This is a genomic window from Acinetobacter yuyunsongii (genome assembly GCF_041021915.1).
Classification (GTDB): Bacteria; Pseudomonadota; Gammaproteobacteria; order Pseudomonadales; family Moraxellaceae; genus Acinetobacter.
Genome location: NZ_CP157435.1, coordinates 1,810,158 through 1,830,318, shown reverse-complemented (window position 1 = coordinate 1,830,318; position 20,161 = coordinate 1,810,158). Strand labels below are relative to the sequence as shown.

The 20,161-nt window shown below is 38.0% G+C and carries 21 protein-coding genes; 10 read left to right on the top strand and 11 right to left on the bottom strand.

Annotated elements, in window-relative coordinates; all coding sequences use genetic code 11:
* Positions 1–136: 136 nt before the first annotated feature.
* The 6 genes from ABLB98_RS08815 (at position 137) to ABLB98_RS08790 (ending at position 6,366) form a co-directional block, all read left to right on the top strand.
* Positions 137–1,162 (top strand): type I glyceraldehyde-3-phosphate dehydrogenase, encoded by a 1,026-nt coding sequence (locus ABLB98_RS08815; RefSeq protein WP_087547190.1) that lies wholly within the window; start codon positions 137–139, stop codon positions 1,160–1,162.
* Between the two features lie 39 nt (positions 1,163–1,201).
* A complete protein-coding gene (locus tag ABLB98_RS08810; RefSeq protein ID WP_087547189.1) occupies positions 1,202–1,516 on the top strand; it encodes a hypothetical protein in 315 nt (104 codons plus the stop codon).
* A gap of 268 nt (positions 1,517–1,784) precedes the next feature.
* Positions 1,785–2,831 carry a carboxypeptidase-like regulatory domain-containing protein gene (locus tag ABLB98_RS08805; RefSeq protein WP_348882472.1) on the top strand — a complete coding sequence of 349 codons (1,047 nt, stop codon included), beginning with the start codon at positions 1,785–1,787 and terminating at the stop codon, positions 2,829–2,831.
* A gap of 196 nt (positions 2,832–3,027) precedes the next feature.
* A complete protein-coding gene (locus ABLB98_RS08800) occupies positions 3,028–4,194 on the top strand; it encodes an ATP phosphoribosyltransferase regulatory subunit (protein WP_348882471.1) in 1,167 nt (388 codons plus the stop codon).
* Positions 4,195–4,252: 58 nt separating this feature from the next.
* Positions 4,253–5,572 carry an adenylosuccinate synthase gene (locus ABLB98_RS08795; protein ID WP_005160977.1) on the top strand — a complete coding sequence of 440 codons (1,320 nt, stop codon included), beginning with the start codon at positions 4,253–4,255 and terminating at the stop codon, positions 5,570–5,572.
* 518 nt (positions 5,573–6,090) lie between these two features.
* Positions 6,091–6,366 carry a DksA/TraR family C4-type zinc finger protein gene (locus ABLB98_RS08790; RefSeq protein ID WP_004676973.1) on the top strand — a complete coding sequence of 92 codons (276 nt, stop codon included), beginning with the start codon at positions 6,091–6,093 and terminating at the stop codon, positions 6,364–6,366.
* A 13-nt stretch (positions 6,367–6,379) separates the two neighbouring features.
* Here the strand turns inward: ABLB98_RS08790 and ABLB98_RS08785 are convergent, their stop codons facing one another.
* Complete coding sequence (locus ABLB98_RS08785) at positions 6,380–7,381, bottom strand: WYL domain-containing protein (protein ID WP_348882470.1); 1,002 nt, start codon at positions 7,379–7,381, stop codon at positions 6,380–6,382.
* A 212-nt stretch (positions 7,382–7,593) separates the two neighbouring features.
* Between ABLB98_RS08785 and ABLB98_RS08780 the strand changes: the two genes are divergently transcribed.
* From ABLB98_RS08780 to ABLB98_RS08765, 4 genes are all read left to right on the top strand, one after another.
* On the top strand, positions 7,594–9,144 hold the full coding sequence (locus ABLB98_RS08780) for a circularly permuted type 2 ATP-grasp protein (protein WP_348882469.1): 1,551 nt from the start codon (positions 7,594–7,596) through the stop codon (positions 9,142–9,144).
* Between the two features lie 85 nt (positions 9,145–9,229).
* Positions 9,230–9,832, top strand: coding sequence for an alpha-E domain-containing protein (locus tag ABLB98_RS08775; RefSeq protein ID WP_269238184.1), 603 nt, complete (start codon positions 9,230–9,232; stop codon positions 9,830–9,832).
* Entirely contained in the window at positions 9,829–10,608 is a 780-nt protein-coding gene (locus tag ABLB98_RS08770) for a transglutaminase family protein (protein WP_348882468.1), read from the top strand. Before ABLB98_RS08775 ends, ABLB98_RS08770 begins: the two co-directional genes overlap by 4 nt.
* Before the next feature lie 17 nt (positions 10,609–10,625).
* Positions 10,626–11,360 carry a proteasome-type protease gene (locus ABLB98_RS08765; RefSeq protein ID WP_087536096.1) on the top strand — a complete coding sequence of 245 codons (735 nt, stop codon included), beginning with the start codon at positions 10,626–10,628 and terminating at the stop codon, positions 11,358–11,360.
* A gap of 46 nt (positions 11,361–11,406) precedes the next feature.
* Here ABLB98_RS08765 and alr read toward each other — a convergent pair whose 3' ends face one another.
* The 10 genes from alr to cyoC all read right to left on the bottom strand — a co-directional run bounded on the left by alr (position 11,407) and on the right by cyoC (position 20,159).
* The gene (gene alr / locus ABLB98_RS08760; protein ID WP_348882467.1) at positions 11,407–12,477 is read right to left on the bottom strand and encodes an alanine racemase; all 1,071 of its coding nucleotides are present in this window, start codon (positions 12,475–12,477) and stop codon (positions 11,407–11,409) included.
* A 59-nt stretch (positions 12,478–12,536) separates the two neighbouring features.
* Positions 12,537–13,982 (bottom strand): replicative DNA helicase, encoded by a 1,446-nt coding sequence (dnaB, locus tag ABLB98_RS08755; RefSeq protein WP_087536098.1) that lies wholly within the window; start codon positions 13,980–13,982, stop codon positions 12,537–12,539.
* A 181-nt stretch (positions 13,983–14,163) separates the two neighbouring features.
* Positions 14,164–14,610 (bottom strand): 50S ribosomal protein L9, encoded by a 447-nt coding sequence (rplI, locus tag ABLB98_RS08750; protein WP_004912185.1) that lies wholly within the window; start codon positions 14,608–14,610, stop codon positions 14,164–14,166.
* Positions 14,611–14,622: 12 nt separating this feature from the next.
* Positions 14,623–14,850, bottom strand: coding sequence for a 30S ribosomal protein S18 (gene rpsR / locus ABLB98_RS08745; RefSeq protein WP_000090661.1), 228 nt, complete (start codon positions 14,848–14,850; stop codon positions 14,623–14,625).
* 11 nt (positions 14,851–14,861) lie between these two features.
* A complete protein-coding gene (gene rpsF / locus ABLB98_RS08740; RefSeq protein ID WP_004654408.1) occupies positions 14,862–15,245 on the bottom strand; it encodes a 30S ribosomal protein S6 in 384 nt (127 codons plus the stop codon).
* A 129-nt stretch (positions 15,246–15,374) separates the two neighbouring features.
* Entirely contained in the window at positions 15,375–16,112 is a 738-nt protein-coding gene (locus ABLB98_RS08735) for a DUF3142 domain-containing protein (protein ID WP_348882466.1), read from the bottom strand.
* Between the two features lie 6 nt (positions 16,113–16,118).
* On the bottom strand, positions 16,119–18,233 hold the full coding sequence (locus ABLB98_RS08730) for a hypothetical protein (protein WP_348882465.1): 2,115 nt from the start codon (positions 18,231–18,233) through the stop codon (positions 16,119–16,121).
* Between the two features lie 87 nt (positions 18,234–18,320).
* Positions 18,321–19,199, bottom strand: a complete 879-nt coding sequence (gene cyoE / locus ABLB98_RS08725; protein WP_348882464.1) for a heme o synthase — start codon at positions 19,197–19,199, stop codon at positions 18,321–18,323.
* Positions 19,200–19,209: 10 nt separating this feature from the next.
* Positions 19,210–19,539 (bottom strand): cytochrome o ubiquinol oxidase subunit IV, encoded by a 330-nt coding sequence (locus ABLB98_RS08720; RefSeq protein WP_087536102.1) that lies wholly within the window; start codon positions 19,537–19,539, stop codon positions 19,210–19,212.
* The gene (cyoC, locus tag ABLB98_RS08715; protein ID WP_087544273.1) at positions 19,539–20,159 is read right to left on the bottom strand and encodes a cytochrome o ubiquinol oxidase subunit III; all 621 of its coding nucleotides are present in this window, start codon (positions 20,157–20,159) and stop codon (positions 19,539–19,541) included. The genes ABLB98_RS08720 and cyoC overlap by 1 nt, the downstream gene beginning before the upstream one ends.
* Between the last annotated feature and the right edge of the window lie 2 nt (positions 20,160–20,161).

The following is a 20,161-nucleotide window of genomic DNA, read 5'->3' as shown; positions in this document are numbered from 1 at the left end:
AATATGATCCCAACCAACGATTTTACAAGCAATATCATATAAAACTGTGTTTAAGCTAAAAATCTATATTCAATAGCGCTGTTCATGTTTTACCATATAGCATAGAAAAGATGATGTTTTGATGAAAGGGCTCTGCATGCAACGTATCGCTATCAATGGATTTGGTCGAATTGGTCGAAATGTATTACGTGCGTGGTTTGAGAGTCCAAAACAATTTCAATTTGATATCGTTGCTATCAACGACATTGCCGATGTGCAGACTTTGGTACATCTGTTTAAATACGATACCACGCATGGACGTTTTGCAGGTCAAGTTGAAATTCAGATTGAAAATGAACAGATATTTTTAAATATTCAGTCCCATCAACGACAATTAAAATTACAGGTATTTAAACAGGCTCAACCTGAATTACTCCTTTGGGCAGATTTAAAAATAGATGTGGTGTTGGAATGTACAGGTCTATTCCGTTCACGTGCTGATGCAACTCGGCATGTCGAAGCAGGGGCAAAGCGCGTGATTATTGGGGCTGCACCTTTTGATTCGGTCGATGCTGCAATTGTCTATGGTGTCAATCACCATGATGTGAAAGTAACTGATCAAATTATTTCGAGTGTATCTTGCACTACTCAGGCCTTGGTTCCGTTGGTCAAAATCATTGATGATGCCTTTGGCATTGATACCGCTTTAATGACAGAAATCCATGCAGTCACAGCAGATCAATCGGTATTAGACCATGCACATCGAGATTTACGTCGTGCGCGAGCTTCAGGACAAAATATTATTCCAACCACATCAAGTGCATTAGGGGCATTAAAACAAGTCATGCCAAAAATGGAAGGTCGAATTGATGGTTATTCGATTCGTGTACCGACCATTAATGTCGCAGCAATTGATTTAACTTTTGTTTCGCATTCACCAATTACAGTACACAAAGTCAATGAGGTTTTGAGTAAAGCAGCTCAATATGATTATGCGCAGATCATGCAAGTGACAGATGAAGATTTGGTTTCAAGTGATTTTAATCATTCGCCCTATTCTTTAATCGTCGATTTAACTCAAACCATGGTGGTGGGTCATCAAGCTAAAGTGTTTGCATGGTATGATAATGAGTGGGGATATGCGAATCGACTACTTGATTTGTGTGAATCTTTTTGTAATTAAACAGATCATATATTAAAAAGAAAATTTGGGGATGAAATTATGACATTGATGTTGATTTGGGGTTTTCTGATTGTTTTATTGATGGCTGTTGCTTTTTTATTTTGGTTTCAATTTAAAACGTCAAATGTACAAAGCCAAGATATTTATGTTGCGCAATTAGAAGAAAAAGTAGTGCATTTAGAGTTGCATCTAAAAAAAAGTTTGGAAATTATGCAGGATCTCGCTAAGAAAATGCATGTACAGCAAGAAGTGTTAGATAAAACTGTTGCCAATATTGCTGCATTAGAAAAACAAAATGTTGAGCTGGTCAATGTTTTGGAAGTGGTTGTTAAAAATGGGAAAAATATGCCCTAAAGTTGTCCCCCTTGAATAGGGGATTGACAAATCAGTATATATAAACAACTGTTTTTGTTAAATATTTTGATACAAATTTAAAACAAGAAAAGACTCTATATAGAATTGTAAAATTTATGCAAAACAATGATTAATTTTTGTTGGATGGTTAAATATTTTTTAATTATTATTTTGACTGAAAACTAACTTGAAGTGTGTTTTGGCTGTTGCTTATTATAAATCGTGCTTCACAAAGCATTGATCACTAAACACATAAGGATAATTGATAATGAAAAAAATAGTTTTAAAACGTACAGCAATCTGCTCAGCCTTATTTAGTGCGATTGTAATGGTCACAGGTTGTAATGATGATAATAGTTCAAATAACAATAATGGTGGGCAACAGCAAACAACGACTGAAAAATTGACAGGGACTGTTGCAACTGGAGCTGCTCTGGCTGGTGCGAATATTGAAGTGGTCAATAAAAATGGCACAACTAAATCAGTTGTTGCGGGGGCAGATGGTAAATTCAGTATCGATGTTGAAAAGGGAGCACCTTATTTATTAAAGGCAACTAAAGGTACTGGTGAATCCCAAGTTACCCTATATTCTTATGCTTCGGCTGCTGGTAATGTGAATGTAACCCAATTAACCACACAGGCAATTTTGGCTGCCAACAAAGCTGATGAAAAACGTGATTACAACTCATTGGCAGAAATTTATACCAATTGGGCAAAACTGGCTAAAGACAGTACTAGTGATGAAATAAATGCTGCTATTGATAAAGCCGCAAAAGAAGTTGTTGCGAACTTAAAGACCGTATTTGATGCAAATATAGATACGAGTAAAGGTTATCCAAACATTTTTAAAACTGCGTTTAATGCAGATTCTACTGGTCTGGACAAGGTTCTGGATCAAGTTAAGATTAATGGTTTGAATAGTAAATGTACGGGTATTGGTAGCACATATACTTGTAATGTGCAGTATGTCGTCAATGGGCAAAACTTTGCATGGAATTATAGTGTTGATACAGCAGGTCTAAATGTCGTTATTGATCTAGGAAATAATCCAAATATTCCTTCAGGAAATTATAATTTGAATGTTACAACTTCTGTGATGGGGCAAGGTGCAACAGTAACAGTGAAGAATGTTCCAAAACCAGCTAATCAAAATGAATTCTGTGGTTCTAATGATGTCACAGCACAATTACCAAATGGTCAGTTTAAGATTAATAGCTGTAGCTTTAATGGTACGGTAGGTAATATCAATGCGACAGTAAATGCAAACGGTTTTAATGTTACCTATGATGTGAAGTACGAGTATAGCCCAGCATAATCAAATCTAAAAAACTTGGAATTGATTTTAGGCAACCATTTTGGTTGCCTATTTTTATGCGGGATTTACTAAAATTCTCAGGTGCATCATATAAATCTTCATGTTACACTACGCTGAATCGGGCATTCACCCGATTTTTTTATGTGGTTGCTTTTTGTGTGGATGCCTCCACATTGAACAGATTTTAGGTTTGAACATGACCATTTCAGAGACATGGTTGCTCCCTGACGGGGTAGCAGATGTATTGCCCGAACAAGCGCAAGTTGTTGAAGCTTTGCGTAGACAAGCATTAGATTTTCTTGCAGTTCGCGGTTATCAATTGGTATATACACCATTTATTGAATACATCGAATCGTTATCTTCACTTTCAGAATCAAATCAAGATTTAGATTTGGTTACATTTAAAGTTATTGATCAACTTTCAGGTCGTTTGCTTGGTGTGCGAGCGGATATGACACCGCAAGTTGCACGTATTGATGCGCATGTTCGACCAATTGAAGGTGTAGCTCGTTATTGCTATGCAGGTACAGTCCTTCATACAAAACCGCAAAACTTTAATGCAACACGCGCTCCACTCCAGTTGGGTGCGGAGCTATATGGTCATGACAGCATCGAAGCTGATGTTGAAATGATTGATGTTATGCTTGGTTTGTTGGAAAAAACAGATAGTTTACAAGGCGTTCACCTAGACTTAGGTCATGTTGGTTTATTCCGTAGTCTGGTTAAGCGCGCTGGTTTAAATAAAAATACTGAAAATCAGCTGTCTGATTTATATCAGCGTAAGGCTTTACCAGAATTAGAAGAATTTACTCAAGACTTGCCAATGGGTACTGATTTTTATGCATTAGGTCGTTATGCGAGCGATCTAGAAGCTTTGCAAGCACATTTAAGTCCAGATGTTTTAAATGATGTTGATTTTAAAAATGCGTTTGATGCATTGAGAACAACTTTTGCAGAAATAAGATCTCGCTGGTCTAGTCTTGATATTGGTATAGATGTTATTGAGCTGCGTAGTTACCACTATCATACGGGTTTGATGTATGCCATTTATGCGCCTAATCGCGCTGCGCCACTTGCTCAGGGTGGGCGTTATGATGGTATTGGTGAGCACTTTGGTCGTGCTCGTCCAGCAACAGGTTTTAGTTGTGATTTATATGCTTTGGGTGCTACACAATTTACTGAAATTGAAACAGTTGTCGCTCCTAAAGGCAATCAACAAGATTTATTGAATGCAATTGCTGATGCACGTACTCAAGGTTTAAGTGTAGTGCAGTTGTTGGGTAATGATGAGTTAAGTTCAGTGCCTTATGCGACGCATCAAATGGTGTTGCAAAATGGGCAATGGATCATTGAAAAAATTTAATTGCTAAGTTTAAAAAGCTTAGCTTCCAATTTTAACAGCATGATGTAATGAGGCTATTATGGGCAAAAATGTTGTGGTACTGGGTACCCAATGGGGCGACGAGGGTAAAGGTAAGATCGTCGACCTGCTCACAGATCAGGCGGCTGCGGTCGTACGCTATCAAGGTGGACACAATGCAGGTCACACACTTGTAGTCGGTGGTAAGAAGACTGTATTACACCTCATTCCATCAGGTATTTTACGTGAAAACGTATTATGCTTAATCGGGAATGGTGTTGTTCTTTCTCCTGAAGCATTAATCAAAGAAATGGCAATTTTGGAAGCGGAAGGCGTACCTGTTAAAGAGCGTTTACGTATTTCACCAAACTGTCCTTTGATTTTGCCTAACCATATTGCACTAGACCAAGCACGTGAGAAAAAACGTGGTAATGCCAAAATTGGTACAACAGGTCGTGGCATTGGTCCAGCTTATGAAGATAAAGTTGCACGTCGTGCTGTACGTGTAGCTGATTTGATTCGTGGTGGCGCATTACTTGAAGAAAAACTTAAGGAAATGCTAGAGCTTCATAACTTCCAACTTTCTCAATTCTATGGTGTTGATGAAGTGAAGTTTGAAGATGTACTTGAGCTTTGTAATCAATGGCGTGAAGTGCTTGCACCATTAGTGATTGACGTGACCAAAGTGTTACATGATTACCGCAAAGAAGGTAAGTCAATTATGTTTGAAGGTGCTCAAGGTTCGTTACTTGACATCGATCATGGTACTTATCCGTTTGTAACAAGTTCGAATACAACCGCTGGTGGCGTAAGTTCTGGTTCTGGTATGGGGCCATTACATTTAGATTATGTATTAGGTATTACTAAAGCATATACAACACGTGTAGGCGCTGGTCCATTCCCAACTGAGTTGCATTACGATGCTGCTACAGATACAGGTGATGCGATTGGTCGTCATTTAGGTACTGTGGGTCACGAATTTGGTGCATCTACAGGTCGTCAACGTCGTTGTGGCTGGTTCGATGCTGAAATCCTACGTCGTTCAGTTGAAGTGAACTCATTGTCTGGTATTTGCTTGACTAAGCTGGATGTATTAGATGGTTTAGAAGAAATCAAGATCTGTGTAGGCTATGAAGATGTGGATTCAGGTTGTGCAGGTTCTTCTGATGCAATTTCATTTGAAAGCTTAAAACCAATCTATGAAACAATGCCAGGTTGGAGTGAGTCTACAGTAGGCTTAACTCAAATTGATCAACTTCCTGCAAATGCGTTAGCTTATGTAAAACGTCTTGAGCAGTTAATTGAATGCCCAATTGATATTGTTTCTACAGGTCCAGATCGTGCAGAAACCATTATTTTACGTCATCCATTTTCAGCTTAAACTGAATAGATAACGTCAAAAGCCTCTTTTTAAAAGGGGCTTTTTTATTTTTATGGATTTATATATCAAAAATCTCTAGCAAAAAATCAGCTTTTTATTCCAGTCATTGTTATTTCACAGAATGGAAAATCCCCGTTATATTCACTCTACATTCAAACGAAGAGGGTTTTAACCATGACGAAAAAAACAATTCGCTATAATAGATATGAACTGGCATGCCAATGTTAGGTTATATCAAGGCGATTAAAAAGCTACAAGCCAATTCTAATCAGGCGGGGAAAGGAATTGGTTTGAATATTTTGATACAATAAGAATAATCCTGAATATTAAATAAAATTTTAATAAGAAATCTAGGGGAATCTATTGATTCCCTTATTTTTTTCTAAAAATAAAAACTCTTATGCTTTGGAGTGGATAGTACAGCAGTTGTAATCAGTATACATAATCGTATTGTGAGCTAAATAAAATGGTCTTAGAATTTTAAATTGACAAGACATAAAAATGAAACGGGATCAGCAATGGCAGGTGGTTGGGCACGTGACGGTGCAGAGCAGGAGCAGATTGATGCAACAATTCATGATGCGATTGCAAAAGCAAGACAAGGTCTTTCTCATAATGAAGATGGAGAAGCCGCATTATATTGTGAAGAATGTGGCGAGCCCATTCCTCAAGCCCGCCGTGAAGCGATGAAAGGCGTGAAATATTGTATTCGTTGCCAGCAACAACTTGAGGAAAAGAGTAAGGCACTGGAACTATTTAATCGGCGGGGAAGTAAGGATAGCCAATTACGTTAAATCTTTTGCCTTATTAATCTTCTATCTCTTTCACAGCATTATATACAACGCTTGGCTCAATATTGAGCAACTTTTTACCAAAGCTACGTAACCACCAAACCAGTTGAGAGGTAAACGGAACTGTTGCACTAACCTCAACAATATTTTCTTCTAACGGCGTAATCTTTTGGTCTTTACTTAACTGACTTTCATAAAAGCTTTTTGCTGTACTTTCGGTCATCGTTAGTTTGAGCTGAATTTGTTCAGTCGGTTTGCTGTAATCTACACGGAAGCCCAACGCGCCTGATTCGATATAATTATCAATATCAAAATTTACTGGATGTAAAGCACGGCTATCAAGTACAGTTGCTGCTTTAAAGCGGTGCAAGGCAAAAGTTTGTACTTCAGTTTTGTCATTTCTGGTACAGATTAAATAAATTACTGCACCTTTTTGAACCAAAGCTAAAGGATTTAAAATATAGGATTTATCTTCGCCTGAATTGGTTCGTGCTCTATATACACATTCAATTTGTTTATCTTGTAGCAAGCCTTCATAAATTGCTTGTTGAGCTTGTTTATCAACCATCGGAGGGATTAATGGTTGCGAAGCAGGAACAATACGAACTCGATTGATCCATTGTCTGACATTGTTTTGTGTAGACAAACTACGTTTTGCCAGATCAAACCAAGGTGTCATTTCTTCAAGCAAGCTGGGTGGAAGCAAATGGCGTAGATGCTCTTCCACCATCATAAAGGTGACCGCCTGTGAGCTGGTCATGTGCGGCAAACTCTGGATGGGCGCGTCTGAACGCCAACGCCAGCCTTGCGGTACAGTCTTATTGCTTTCAATGGGAAAGCGTTGTGCAATCTGGTTTAAATCCCGCTGAATGGTACGCAGGCTAATTTCGATTCCTTCACGTTGTAATGTTTCTTGTAATTCACGTGTCCCCATCCATTTTCCTGTAGAAAGACGAGACAATATCTGCCATTGGCGATAAAGGCTATTGGAAGTTTCTTTTTCTTGTACGGATGACATAAGCGAAATACGTAATTTAATGGTCTAAAGCAGACACAATAAAAAAACTAGCACTATTTAGCAAGCCCATGATCTTGAGATTACGTATTTACGACTGAAACAACTGTCAATTTATTGAATGATCTTAATCCTGATGAAAAAATAATCGTTTTATATAAGTGGCATTGAAATTGCTTATTTAAGATATAAATAAATGATGAGACGAGGTTTCTATGTCAGAACAAGAACACAACCTACATGCCAGTGCGGATTATTATACTCAAGAGCAAACGGCAGCGGTATCAGTCCATTCGTCTACATTTATCCCACAGCTTAGTGTCAGCACTAACTTGTTTGAACAGCTTAAATCTGAGTTTTTTAACGAGATGCTTGATGACAAAAGTTTTAATGCGGAAGCTTCGAAAAAAATTGAACAGTGGTTGAGTATTCGCAGCCTTGATGAGTTACGAACACTTGGGAATCAAGCGAAGCAACATTTCCTTTATCAGGGAATCACATTTAATGTTTACGGCGATCAAGAGGGTGCTGAGCGAACCATTCCTTATGATTTGATTCCAAGAGTGATTGAAAAGAAACAATGGGAAAAAATTTCCTCAGGTTGCGCGCAACGTGTGAAAGCACTCAATTCATTTTTAGATGATATTTATCATGGACAACATATTTTAAAAGAGGGGCTTATTCCTGCTGATCAAGTGATTGCGCATGAAGCATTTCAGCCACATATGTTAAATCATCATCTTAAAGGAAAGGTTTATTCACAAATTAGCGGTATTGATATTATTCGTGATGGTCAGGGTGATTTCTTCGTACTTGAAGATAACTTAAGAACACCGTCTGGCGTATCTTATATGATTGAGAGTCGTAAGATTAGTCAAAAACTAATGCCTGATTTGTGCATCAGTAATAATTTGCAAGGCATAGAACAATATCCAACTTTATTAAGAGCAATTTTAGAAGAGAACGCTTATGTGGATAAGCCACTTATTGTGGTATTAACACCGGGTCGTTTTAACAGTGCTTATTATGAGCATTCATTTTTAGCACGAGAAATGGATGTGCCATTAGTCACGAGTCGAGATTTATTTGTTGAAAATGATCGAGTTTTTGTTAAAACAATCCGTGGTCGTCAGCAAGTTGATGTGATCTATCGCCGTGTCGATGATGACTTTCTTGATCCGTTAACTTTTAGACCTGATAGCACATTAGGAGTTGCAGGGTTGATGTCGGCTTATTTGCAAAAAAATGTTGTGATTGCAAACGCACCAGGTACAGGTGTTGCTGACGATAAATCAATTTATCCTTATGTTGATAAAATGATTCAATTTTATTTGGGTGAAACAGCAATTTTAAGTAATGTTCCGACATATCAATGTCGTGATCAAGAACACTTGGATTATGTACTTAGTAATTTAGAAAAATTGGTCGTGAAAGAGGCACAAGGTTCGGGTGGATATGGGATGTTGATTGGACCACAAGCAGATCAACAACAAATTGAACTATTTAGACAAAAAATTATTGAAACACCACATTTGTATATTGCACAACCCACTCTGGCACTTTCTGTAGCACCAACATTAACGTCCGAAGGGCTTGCTGAACGACATATCGATTTACGCCCATTCGTTTTGAGTTCGCCTTATCGTACTGAGATTGTGCCAGGAGGTCTGACTCGAGTTGCAATGCAAGCGGGTTCTTTAGTGGTTAATTCCTCTCAAGGCGGTGGTATCAAAGATACATGGGTTGTAGAAACATTGCATTCTTGAACGCTTTCCTTAAGAGTTTTAGTCCAAAGTCTATAGCCTAGTGCCGTACTTTGGGGATTTTGATCATATATAAGGGAGGAAATTTATGCTTTTACTTAGCTCAAGCGCTCATCATATTTATTGGTTAGGTCGTTATTTATTTAGAATTGGTCATGTTGCTAGCCATTTGCCATTTTGTGATGATGAACAAGCAGCAGATTTTGCTCAAGCACTTTGTTTACATATCGATGATGCTGAGAATCTGAATAATTTTATGCTAGATCATCAACAACCCTATTCTTTATTGAGCCAGCTTGAGATTGCTCGAGATAATATTCAAGAATTACGTGGTTTACTGTCAGCTCAAACCTATGCTGAGCTGAATCATATCATTAAAAATGCAGTATCAGATGGTGAAGAGATTCAAGCCGTCGTAGGGAAGTGTTGTGCTCTTTTAAAAACAGAACAAAACGATGTTTTCTTATTCTTTCATGTTGGACAATGTATTGAAAAAATTGATACGCATTTCCGTTTTCAACATAATATTCAGGATGTTATAGCTTCGATTGATCCGATTATTGAACAGTTATTTGAACTAGGTTGGGATGACTTGCAGCCAAATTGGCAGATTCTAAAAGAGCAACCTTATTTAAATCAGTTTTATGCCTTTACCTATAAGTTAGAAAATCAATTTGAGGCATTCTCATGAAACTCATGGTGAATCATCAAACGCACTATCGTTATACGCAAGTTGCTCGAAATAGTGTGCAATCGATTAAAATGATGCCACAGAGTTCTATGCACCAAAGCATAGAAAACTGGCATATTAGTGTGCCGGGACAATATTCATGTCAAAGAGACGCATTTAATAATTTATGGATCACTGCAACTCAGAGACATGCATATCACTACTTGACCATTATGGCGCAAGGTGTCGTTGATTTATATGCAACAGAACTCGGCTATGTAAAAACGGATGTTTCTCCAATGCTTTTTTTGCAGCGTACCATGATGACGTGTTGCGATCTAAGTATGCTTGATTTTGCTCAGGCAGTGGTCAAAGTAAAAGATCGTAAGCATTTAATACTTTTATCTGAGAAAATTTTACAACAAGTTCAGTACCAGCCTGAGACAACCTCAGTGACGACTTCTGCAATTGATGCATTTCATGCAAGACAAGGTGTATGTCAAGATCATGCACATATTTTAATTACAATGTGCCGTGGATTACATTTACCAGCTCGTTATGTGTCTGGCTATATATATGATGCAAATCAACCGCACCTAGCCAGTCATGCATGGGCTGAGGTTTTTGTAGAAAATGAGTGGTATTGTTTCGATGTAAGTAACCAGATATTTACCCCAAAAAATCATATTTATGTCGCAGTTGGTCGTGATTATCTAGATGTTGCACCAATTCGAGGTATCCGTGAGCAAGGTGGGGTGGAAAGTATGATATCTACGGTTCAAGTTTTGGCTTGTTGAAGGTAAGAGAAGAAGAGATGACCTATTGTTGTGCATTAAGATTAGAGCAAGGTTTGGTATTGATTAGTGATACTCGAACTAATGCAGGGGTCGATCATATTTCTGTATTTCGTAAATTACATACCTTTGGTGTTGAAGGTGAGCGTTTTATTGCATTGCAAACAGCAGGTAATTTAGCAACAACTCAAGCTGTTATTGGTCATTTACAAAATGCTTTAGCATTACATCAAGAGCCAAATTTATATAGCGCAAATACCATGTTTGAAGTTGCTGAATTAATTGGAAAGACTTTGCGTAAGGTACTCGAGGATGTTACGACTGATACTCAGGAACAGATGAACTACTCGTGTAGTATTTTGGTGTGTGGGCAGATACAGGGTGAGGAAATGCAACTGTATAATGTCTATCCACAAGGTAATTTTATCTGTGCGACTACCGATACCCCATATTTCCAGATTGGTGAAAGTAAGTATGGAAAGCCAATTTTAGATCGTGCACTGCACTATACGATGCCATTAGATGATGCGTTACGTTGCAGTTTGATCTCTTTTGATTCAACATTAAGGTCTAATGTTTCTGTTGGATTGCCTTTAGACGCGTTGGTTTATCATAAAGATAGTTTTAAAATTCCTGAAGGGAAACGCATCCGAGAAGATGATCCTTACTTTACCCAAATTAGTAAACAGTGGTCTGATACCTTGCGCCGTGGACTTCAAGAGTTACCAAAGCCTACGACTGATTATGGTTTGTAATCATATAAGAAAAAATCCAAGCAAAGGCTTGGATTTTTTATCTGTTTTAAATCACTTTTCGAATGGGTCTATTACTTAACCGACATAATAATTCGTAACCAATCGTGCCATTTGCCGCAGCGACATCATCAACCAAACGAGATTTGCCCCATAGTTCTACTTTAGTACCTAATTCAGCTTTAACCTGAGTAACGTCAATCGCAATCATATCCATGCTGACACGTCCGATCATGGGAACTAACTGCTGATGAATCGCCACAAAATTTGGTTTGATATATGCTCTTGGATAACCATCACCATAGCCAATTGAGACAATGGCAATATTCATAGGCTGTGTTGCTGTAAACGTTGAACCGTAACCTACAGATTCGCCTTGTTGAATTTGATTAAGCGCAATGATTTCTGCACTAAAGGTCATTACAGGCTTTAAATCGAGTTCATTTACATTTTTGTCAGCAAATGGACTTGCGCCATAAAGCATGATACCTGGGCGAACAAAATCGAAATGCAATTCAGGATATTTATAGATCGCAGCAGAGTTACAGCATGATGCAAAGATAGGGGCACATGCTTCTTTGACATGGAGAAATTGCTGCTTTTGTTGTTCATTTAAAGGGTGATCGGCATCTGCATTGGCAAAATGCATAGTAAGGACACAGCTAAAGCCTTCTGATTTTAAACGTTGAATGACATCGATAATTTCAGTCACTTTAAAGCCTAAACGGTTCATTCCGCTATTTAGCTTGACCCACACTTTTAAGCCCAAAGCATTATAAGCTTGTTTATGCTGAATCAACCATTCAACTTGTTGACTTTGATGAATCAGGCATTCGAGTTTGTACTCAATTACTTGTTGCATTTCGTCTTCTGAAAATATGCCCTCAATCAAAGTGATGGGTTGAGAATATCCCAGTTGCCTGATCTCTAAAGCTTCTTCTAAACAGGCGACACCAAAGGCATCTGTTGCATCCAAGGCGGCTAAACAGTCTTTAACTCCATGTCCATAAGCATTTGCTTTGACCATACTAACAATTTGTGAATGTGGAGCAAGTTGTTTAACGCGGTTTAAATTATATTGTAGTGCATCACTATCAATATAAACTGTTGCTTGGCGCACCCTGATTTCTCCTTTGGGTCGACATGGAAAGTTTTTAAGGCAGATCAATAACCGAGGGATTATTCCTCGTCATCGTATTGAGCATAGAACTCAGGTGAAAGGTTACTAAAGCGAGTGTATTGACCTTCAAAGGCAAGACGAACTGAACCAATTGGACCATTACGTTGTTTACCGATAATAATTTCGGCTGTACCAGCTTCTTTAGACTCTTTGTTATAGACTTCATCACGATAAATAAACATGATCAAGTCGGCATCTTGCTCGATTGCGCCTGATTCACGTAAGTCTGACATGACAGGGCGTTTATTTGGTCGGTTCTCCAAACTACGGTTAAGCTGAGACAGTGCAATGACAGGGCATTGCATTTCTTTAGCTAGTGCTTTTAAGCTTCGAGAAATCTCCGAAATCTCACCCACACGGTTATCGCCCATACCCGGCACTTTCATTAACTGTAAGTAGTCGACCATGATACAGCCGATTTTTCCATCATGCATTTTGGCAATACGTCGCGCACGTGCACGAAGTTCGGTTGGTGGTAGGGCAGAGGAATCATCGATATAGAGGTGCATTTCTTGTAATTGAAGAATAGTTCCTGTGACTTTGGTCCATTCATCTGCATCGAGATTACCTGAACGTAGATGACCCTGATGGACTTTACCCATTGCTGAGATCAAACGCATAGCAATCGAGTCTGCTGGCATCTCCATTGAGAATACGAGAGCAGGTAAGCGGTTGTATTGCAGTACACTTTCAACTAAGTTCATGGCGAAGGTGGTTTTACCCATCGAAGGACGGGCTGCAACAATAATCAAATCCCCAGGTTGCATACCTGAGGTTTTATTATCTAACTCTAAGAAACCTGTGGTTAAACCTGTAATATTGCCGTCTAATTTAGAAAGTTCATCGAGTTTAGAAATCACATCAGCAGTGACAGAGCTAATCGATTTTGGCCCTGAATCTTTCTTGTTGTTGTTATGTTGTTCGGCCAAAGAGAAAATACTGGTTTCGGCTAAATCTAGGATTTCACTGACAGGGCGACCTTTGGTGTCATAAGCATTTTGCAAAATATCACTACTGACTTTAATCATTGCGCGTAGTGTTGAAAATTCTTTAATTTTATTGGCGTAGATTTCAAGATTGTAAAAGCTTGAAGGTGAATCTGCCATCAATTGCATTAAATATTCTTCACCACCAATTGCATCAAGCAGGTTTTGTTTGAGTAACCAATCATTGACCAATACAGCATCATAAGGCGAGTTTTCTTGCGCTAGTTTTTCGATGGCACGATAAATATATTTATGACGTGTTGCATAAAAATCATTTTCTTTAAGTAAATCGCTAACTTGTTCAAATGATTCGGCAACCGTCATTAATGCCGCGAGCACAGCTTGCTCAATTGCGAGATTGTGCGGTGGTGTACGAAATTCTTTTAATTGACCTGAGTCACTCACTTTACTCTCTGTGTTTGGAGAATTTTTCGTAAAATTGGCATTCGCCTGTGACATAACAAGACCTAATAAAAAGATGAAACTGTAACGACTGACTATCTTAATCCAAATGGACGCAGACAGGAGAATTTAATTGGAAGAAAATTGTTTAATTGCTGGAAAAGTAGGGTGTACTAAAATATAAAATTTTAGGAATAAAAAAAGAGCATGTAAAAACATGCTCTTTTCTTTGCAGAAATTACTCAGATACGATAGTAACGAGAACTTCAGCAACAACATCATGATGCAATTGGATTGCGATGTTGAATTCACCAGTGTGACGAAGCGCACCGTTTGGTAAACGAACTTCTGCACGGTCTACTGCTAGACCAGCGTTCGTTAAAGCGTCAGCGATATCACGAGTACCGATAGAACCGAAAAGTTTACCTTCATCACCAGCTTTAGCAGTGATAACGATATTTACTTCGTTCAATTGTTCAGCACGTGCATTCGCAGCAGCTAAAATAGCAGCTTCTTGTTTCTCAAGTTCAGCACGACGAGCTTCAAATGCAGCAGTATTTGCTTCAGTTGCAGCTACAGCTTTACCTTGAGGGATCAAGAAGTTACGACCGTAACCAGCTTTAACTGATACTTTGTCGCCTAATTTACCAAGGTTCTTAATGCGTTGTAATAAGATAACGTCCACAGCTCACCTCACTTACTTATGGTTGTCAGTGTACGGAATCAAAGACAAATAGCGAGCTTGTTTAATAGCTAACGCTAATTGACGTTGATAACGAGCTTTAGTACCTGTAATACGGCTAGGAACAATCTTGCCGTTTTCAGTGATGTACTGTTTTAAAGTGTCGATATCTTTGTAGTCGATGTACGCAACATTCTCAGCTGTAAAGCGGCAGAACTTGCGACGACGGTAAAAACGTGCCATTGAGGTTCTCCTTATTCAGCTTCTTGAATTGCTTGTTGTGCTTCTTCACGTTGAGCTTTACGCGCACGTTTCTCTTCAGCACTCTTAGCAAGTAAAGATTCTTCAGTAATTGCGTGTTCACGACGGATGATGATGTTACGAATGATTGCATCGTTATAACGGAACAATTCTTCTAATTCATCAAGAGTCGTTTGACCACATTCAACATTCATAAGAATGTAGTGTGCTTTGTGAATCTTGTTGATTGGGTAAGCCAATTGGCGACGGCCCCAATCTTCTAAACGGTGAATTTGACCTTCAGCTTCTTTGATCTGAGAGATATAGCGTTCAACCATACCTACAACTTGATCGCTTTGGTCTGGGTGTACCAATAGTACGATTTCGTAGTGACGCATTGTCAGCTCCTTACGGTTTAAGCAGCCCCCAACTAAAAAGCCAGAAGCAAGGAGTCATAACTAATTTAGTTATGTCGCAAATTGCGAAGCTGGGATTTTAGACACATTTCATTTAAATCGCAAGTAAATTCATGTTTTAGATCGAAGTAAAAAGATGATATAGCCTTTAAAATGAGGGTCATTAAAATCGTTTGAGTTATTTTGACGTAACCCATTTTGTACAAAACCGATTTTATAAGGCAGTTGCATTGCAGAGATACGTTTTAAATATTGTGGGTAATTGGGAATGGTGGTTGTACCTTGATAGGTTTGGATCACAAGTTCACTGATATTATTTCTCAAAATAGTTAAAGTTTTCTGATCCTTAAAATTTGTCCAGTCCAGTAATCCTGTAATGCTAAGTTGATAAGAGGGAGGGAGTCTTTTTCTGAAACTTTCTAGAAAAAGGGCATATTCTTTTAAATCATGGGTTCGACTGTCGAAATCAATTTGAATTCCCTGAACTTGATTACCTTGATTTCTCCAATGTTCTAAACGTTTGAAAACAGTTTGATAGTTTTGTTCGTTCCAAGCCAGATGATGTGTGCGAAAAACTAACCAAATTTTCTGACGGGGTAATTTTAGGATAGAAACACCTTGTGGGATCAATATAGAGCTGTGTTTTTGTTTTGAATATCGAATTTCTCCTTGCAAAATATACAGTTCTTTCGCCTTACTTAAGTAAGGCGCAGATTGAATGTTGCCCCAAATCCAAAAAGAATCGAAATGATAGGCATCAATTGTTGACGTTGCAGATTGTGTCGGTTGGCAAGCAAATAAGTTAAAAATAAAAAAAGTGAAAATGATCGCTTTCAGCCACTTCAACATCGTCAATTACCAATAATATTTCAGTGATTTTGCCCAACTGGTATTTGGATAATCTGTTTTGATTTTATCAAACCATTGTTTTCGGACAGATTTGTTTACTTCATTACCACCACAATCATTAATACCACTTGGCGCATAACATTGAATTGCGCGATAAAGGGCGTAAGCTTGTAAATCGCTTTTGCTTGATGATTTGATGAGATCTTGATAAATCTGACCACGAGCAAAAATTTTTCCTGAAAAATTTGATGTTTGTTTTTCATTATAAGAAAGTTGCTGTAACGAATATCCTTGTTCACTACGGAAATATTCTCCTAAGCAAACATTTAATAATGGATCTTTAGGTGTCTGAGCCAATTGATTAACTAAAGTATCTAAATTTGAGCATTTTAGTTGTGGTGTGATGTTTGCTCCATTCCAAATGAAATTAGAAAAATCTGGCTTATTCTTCAATTGTTCATTGTCACTGTTATAACCCTTATATTGCATGGCATTTTTGGGCATAAAAGCATAGCTTTGTTTAAATAAGTCAAAATTTTGATGAACTAAACTTTTGCTTAACAGGGTATAGGTGGCTGCCTGTTTTTGATCAAGGGTACTGTCATTCGACTGGATGATTTTTTGTAAACTGTCTGCATTTGCCACTTGGGTAATAAAATTTCGTTGCAGATTGAACTGGCTCATTTTTGCTTTTTTACCGATAAAAGCTGAATAATCCTGTCTGGCAGCGAGATGATTGGATAAAGCCGTTTCAAACAGGCCTTTTTGATAACTATCTTTTGCTTGGGCAAACTGTTGATTCCAATAGTGTTCCGCTAGCTGTTTCTGTCCAGTTTTCTCTAAAATTTGCCCCTTTAAAAAGCTCTGGCTTAGCTGTAAATAATTGTTGTTCTTAATATTATCTTTAGGTAAATAGCTCAAGGCCTCCTGTGGTTTATTCTGGACAAATAGCAAATGAACTGCCTGTAAATATTGGAATAACTCAGGCTGTGCCTTAAAAAATTCTTTTTGAGCTGCTAATTGTGTCCATGTTATTGGGCGATAAGGATCAGATGCAGGCATTCGCATATACATCAAGTCATAAGTCGCCAGAAAAAATGGATCTTTTAAATTCTTAACATTGAAATATTGACTATTAAATACCCGACGATCAATTTCGGCAGGTAATTGACTCATCTCCAGATTATAAAATTTTGATTTGGGGTTATGAATTTGCCAAACGATTTCATTGACCAATAAATCCTGACGTTTTGAAAGCCATAGTCCCCGACGCATAAAGCCGCGTGCGCTCGCAACGTATTGCCCATTTGGATAGGCTTTTAAATAAACCGTAATATGATCTAAAAATTGTTTAAGTAAATTTTGATTGATATTGTCCAGATATACATCACCATATTGATCCACACCTGTTGTATAGGCTGAGTTGAGGCTGGTACGAATCAGCATATATAGTGCAGTTTCTTTTAGCCATGTATCCTCAACAGTACTTAATACCGTATAAATTTTGGTCGCGGCAGAGTAGTTTGCATTATAAAACAGGATACTGGCGTTTAAATAAGAGGCGTATTGACGTGTTGTGACTGACCAATTTGGATCAACGGCAATCAATGCAATTTTATCACCACATTGATTCATTTTTTGACGTTCATTAATCAGCAATTGTTTTTCATTTGCTGGAATATTCTTATTGATTTTAACCTGACTAATAAAAGCAGCATTGCCAGAATTAAAACTGTAGCAACGTTCATCAAAAATGATTTCATCTTTTTGCGATAATTTTTCTCGCTGATTTAAAATCCTGTTTTCAGTCAAAGCGGAAATATTTGCGGCATCAAAAGGCACCGTACCGTAGCTTGCATCCCATAAATTACCATCTGCTGTCATCGGCTTAATTGTTGCAAGCCCTAAGTCGCTGAGTAGTAAAGTCATATTGGTTTGACTATCATTTGCTGGATATAACACAGGAAGATTGCTACAACCGTTTAAATTTTTGTCATTTATGGCAAGGTTTGGCTCGCAAAATTGCTCTACACCAGCATAGGTGATTGGGCTATAGTAAATTACCAGTGAAAGCGAAGAATAGACAATTGATTTGAATATAAATTTATTTTGTAGTTTCATTTAGGCAATAAAGGGTGAAATGTTTTTATTGCACGAAATGATAACAAATGAAGTGGGGAATAAAAAGACAGAGAAGTCTCTATCTTTTTAAAAAATAGGGAGGAAGGGTACAGGGCTTTTAAATGTAAAGCTAAAGCTCAAACTAATTACAGTAATTAAGATTACTGAAAAAAGGAAAAAGCGTTTTGCCCAAAGCTGATCATCTTCAGCTTTAAATCCTAAAATACCAATGTAAAACCAGTAAATACAAAGTGCATTACAGATGACCAAGAAAATAATATTGGTATATCCATATATATACAAAGCATTCATCGCAACAGTGAATAAAATCACATAGATCAGCGATTCGATTTTAGTTCTATGAATAGAACGTGCAACAGGTAAAATAGGCACGCCTGCGTTTTTGTAATCTTCAAAACGATAAATCGCAATTGCCCATGAATGCGGCATTTGCCATAAGGCATATGCAATAAAAATGAGAAGAGCAGCCATATCGAAATGATGACTTACAGCCGTATAACCAATAACAGGTGGACTCGCTCCAGAAATACTACCAATCACGGTTTGATGGATCGTGGTACGTTTCGTCCACAAACTATAAAAACCGACATAGACGACAAAACCAATGACTGCGAATAAAAATGCATAGGCATTCACATAGAACCAGAGCATGCTAAAACCAATCACACCTAATACAAGAGCATAAAACATTGCAATAGTAGGAGATATGGTTTTCTTAACAAGAGCACGATTCATTGTGCGTTGCATTTTTTGATCGATGTCTTGATCAATAACATTATTGACTACACAACCAGAAGCAACCACAAAAGTTGTTCCAAGTAATGTAATTAATAATAAGAGGAAGTCTATAGAGCCTTGGGCGGCTAAAAAGAAGCCGCCCAAGGTGGTAATAAAATTACCAAAGAGAATTCCTGGTTTAGTCAGGAATAAATACTTTTTCCACATGACAATCAGTTTAGATCATCATGTTGTAGTGTAGGTAATTCATAATCCACACAGAGCCGACTAAAAGTACAGCAATACATAAGATTGTGTAGATAAATGCAATAAGGTTCCAGCGTTGTTCAGATGATGTATTCATGTGTAAGAAATACACAAGTTGTACGATTACCTGAGCAACAGCAGCGATTGCAATAACAGTAACTAAGATGCCACGGCTAAATCCGCCCGACATCACCATCCCGAATGGGATGATGGTGAGGATAACAGATAGGATAAACCCAACAGTGTATTGCTTAAAGTTACCGTGTGATGCACCTGCAGCATTATGGTCATGACCACTCATTAGAGAACTCCCAGTAAGTAAACGACGCTGAATACACAGATCCAAACGATGTCAAGGAAGTGCCAGAACAAGCTTAAGCAAGCAAGACGACGTGTATTCGGTAGTGTCAAACCATTCTTTTTAATTTGATACATAAGTACCAGCATCCACACTAAACCAGAAGTTACGTGAATACCGTGTGTACCAACTAAAGTAAAGAATGCTGATAAGAATGCACTATGAGTCGGACCGTGGCCAGCATGTACAAGGTGATGGAATTCATAGATTTCCATACCAATGAACGATGCACCAAATAAGAAAGTAATGAATAACCAAGTAATCACTTGGTTTACATTCTTTTTATAAGATGCAAGAACTGCAAATCCGAATGTTACCGAAGAGATCAAGAGGGCAAAAGTTTCGGTTAATACAAAACCTAAAGAATCACCAAAAAGATCTTTCGCACTTGGGGTACCAGGCGGAATATGACTGCTTAATACAGCGAACGCAATGAAGAGTGATCCGAAAAGAATCAAGTCACTCATCAAGTATGTCCAGAAACCAAAGACCGTTAAGTCTGTGTCATCGTGCTCGTGATGACCGTCATGACCGTGGTTGTCGTGATGAAGTACTTCAGCCATTT

What these genes read in the sequence shown, in the direction of transcription:
- ABLB98_RS08815 (WP_087547190.1), top strand. Translation starts at nt 137, where the DNA reads ATGCAACGTATCGCTATCAATGGATTTGGTCGAATTGGTCGAAATGTA.
- ABLB98_RS08810 (WP_087547189.1), top strand. Translation starts at nt 1,202, where the DNA reads ATGACATTGATGTTGATTTGGGGTTTTCTGATTGTTTTATTGATGGCT.
- ABLB98_RS08805 (WP_348882472.1), top strand. Translation starts at nt 1,785, where the DNA reads ATGAAAAAAATAGTTTTAAAACGTACAGCAATCTGCTCAGCCTTATTT.
- ABLB98_RS08800 (WP_348882471.1), top strand. Translation starts at nt 3,028, where the DNA reads ATGACCATTTCAGAGACATGGTTGCTCCCTGACGGGGTAGCAGATGTA.
- ABLB98_RS08795 (WP_005160977.1), top strand. Translation starts at nt 4,253, where the DNA reads ATGGGCAAAAATGTTGTGGTACTGGGTACCCAATGGGGCGACGAGGGT.
- ABLB98_RS08790 (WP_004676973.1), top strand. Translation starts at nt 6,091, where the DNA reads ATGGCAGGTGGTTGGGCACGTGACGGTGCAGAGCAGGAGCAGATTGAT.
- ABLB98_RS08785 (WP_348882470.1), bottom strand. Translation starts at nt 7,381, where the DNA reads ATGTCATCCGTACAAGAAAAAGAAACTTCCAATAGCCTTTATCGCCAA.
- ABLB98_RS08780 (WP_348882469.1), top strand. Translation starts at nt 7,594, where the DNA reads ATGTCAGAACAAGAACACAACCTACATGCCAGTGCGGATTATTATACT.
- ABLB98_RS08775 (WP_269238184.1), top strand. Translation starts at nt 9,230, where the DNA reads ATGCTTTTACTTAGCTCAAGCGCTCATCATATTTATTGGTTAGGTCGT.
- ABLB98_RS08770 (WP_348882468.1), top strand. Translation starts at nt 9,829, where the DNA reads ATGAAACTCATGGTGAATCATCAAACGCACTATCGTTATACGCAAGTT.
- ABLB98_RS08765 (WP_087536096.1), top strand. Translation starts at nt 10,626, where the DNA reads ATGACCTATTGTTGTGCATTAAGATTAGAGCAAGGTTTGGTATTGATT.
- dnaB (WP_087536098.1), bottom strand. Translation starts at nt 13,982, where the DNA reads ATGTCACAGGCGAATGCCAATTTTACGAAAAATTCTCCAAACACAGAG.
- rpsR (WP_000090661.1), bottom strand. Translation starts at nt 14,850, where the DNA reads ATGGCACGTTTTTACCGTCGTCGCAAGTTCTGCCGCTTTACAGCTGAG.
- rpsF (WP_004654408.1), bottom strand. Translation starts at nt 15,245, where the DNA reads ATGCGTCACTACGAAATCGTACTATTGGTACACCCAGACCAAAGCGAT.
- ABLB98_RS08735 (WP_348882466.1), bottom strand. Translation starts at nt 16,112, where the DNA reads ATGTTGAAGTGGCTGAAAGCGATCATTTTCACTTTTTTTATTTTTAAC.
- ABLB98_RS08730 (WP_348882465.1), bottom strand. Translation starts at nt 18,233, where the DNA reads ATGAAACTACAAAATAAATTTATATTCAAATCAATTGTCTATTCTTCG.
- cyoE (WP_348882464.1), bottom strand. Translation starts at nt 19,199, where the DNA reads ATGTGGAAAAAGTATTTATTCCTGACTAAACCAGGAATTCTCTTTGGT.
- ABLB98_RS08720 (WP_087536102.1), bottom strand. Translation starts at nt 19,539, where the DNA reads ATGAGTGGTCATGACCATAATGCTGCAGGTGCATCACACGGTAACTTT.
- cyoC (WP_087544273.1), bottom strand. Translation starts at nt 20,159, where the DNA reads ATGGCTGAAGTACTTCATCACGACAACCACGGTCATGACGGTCATCAC.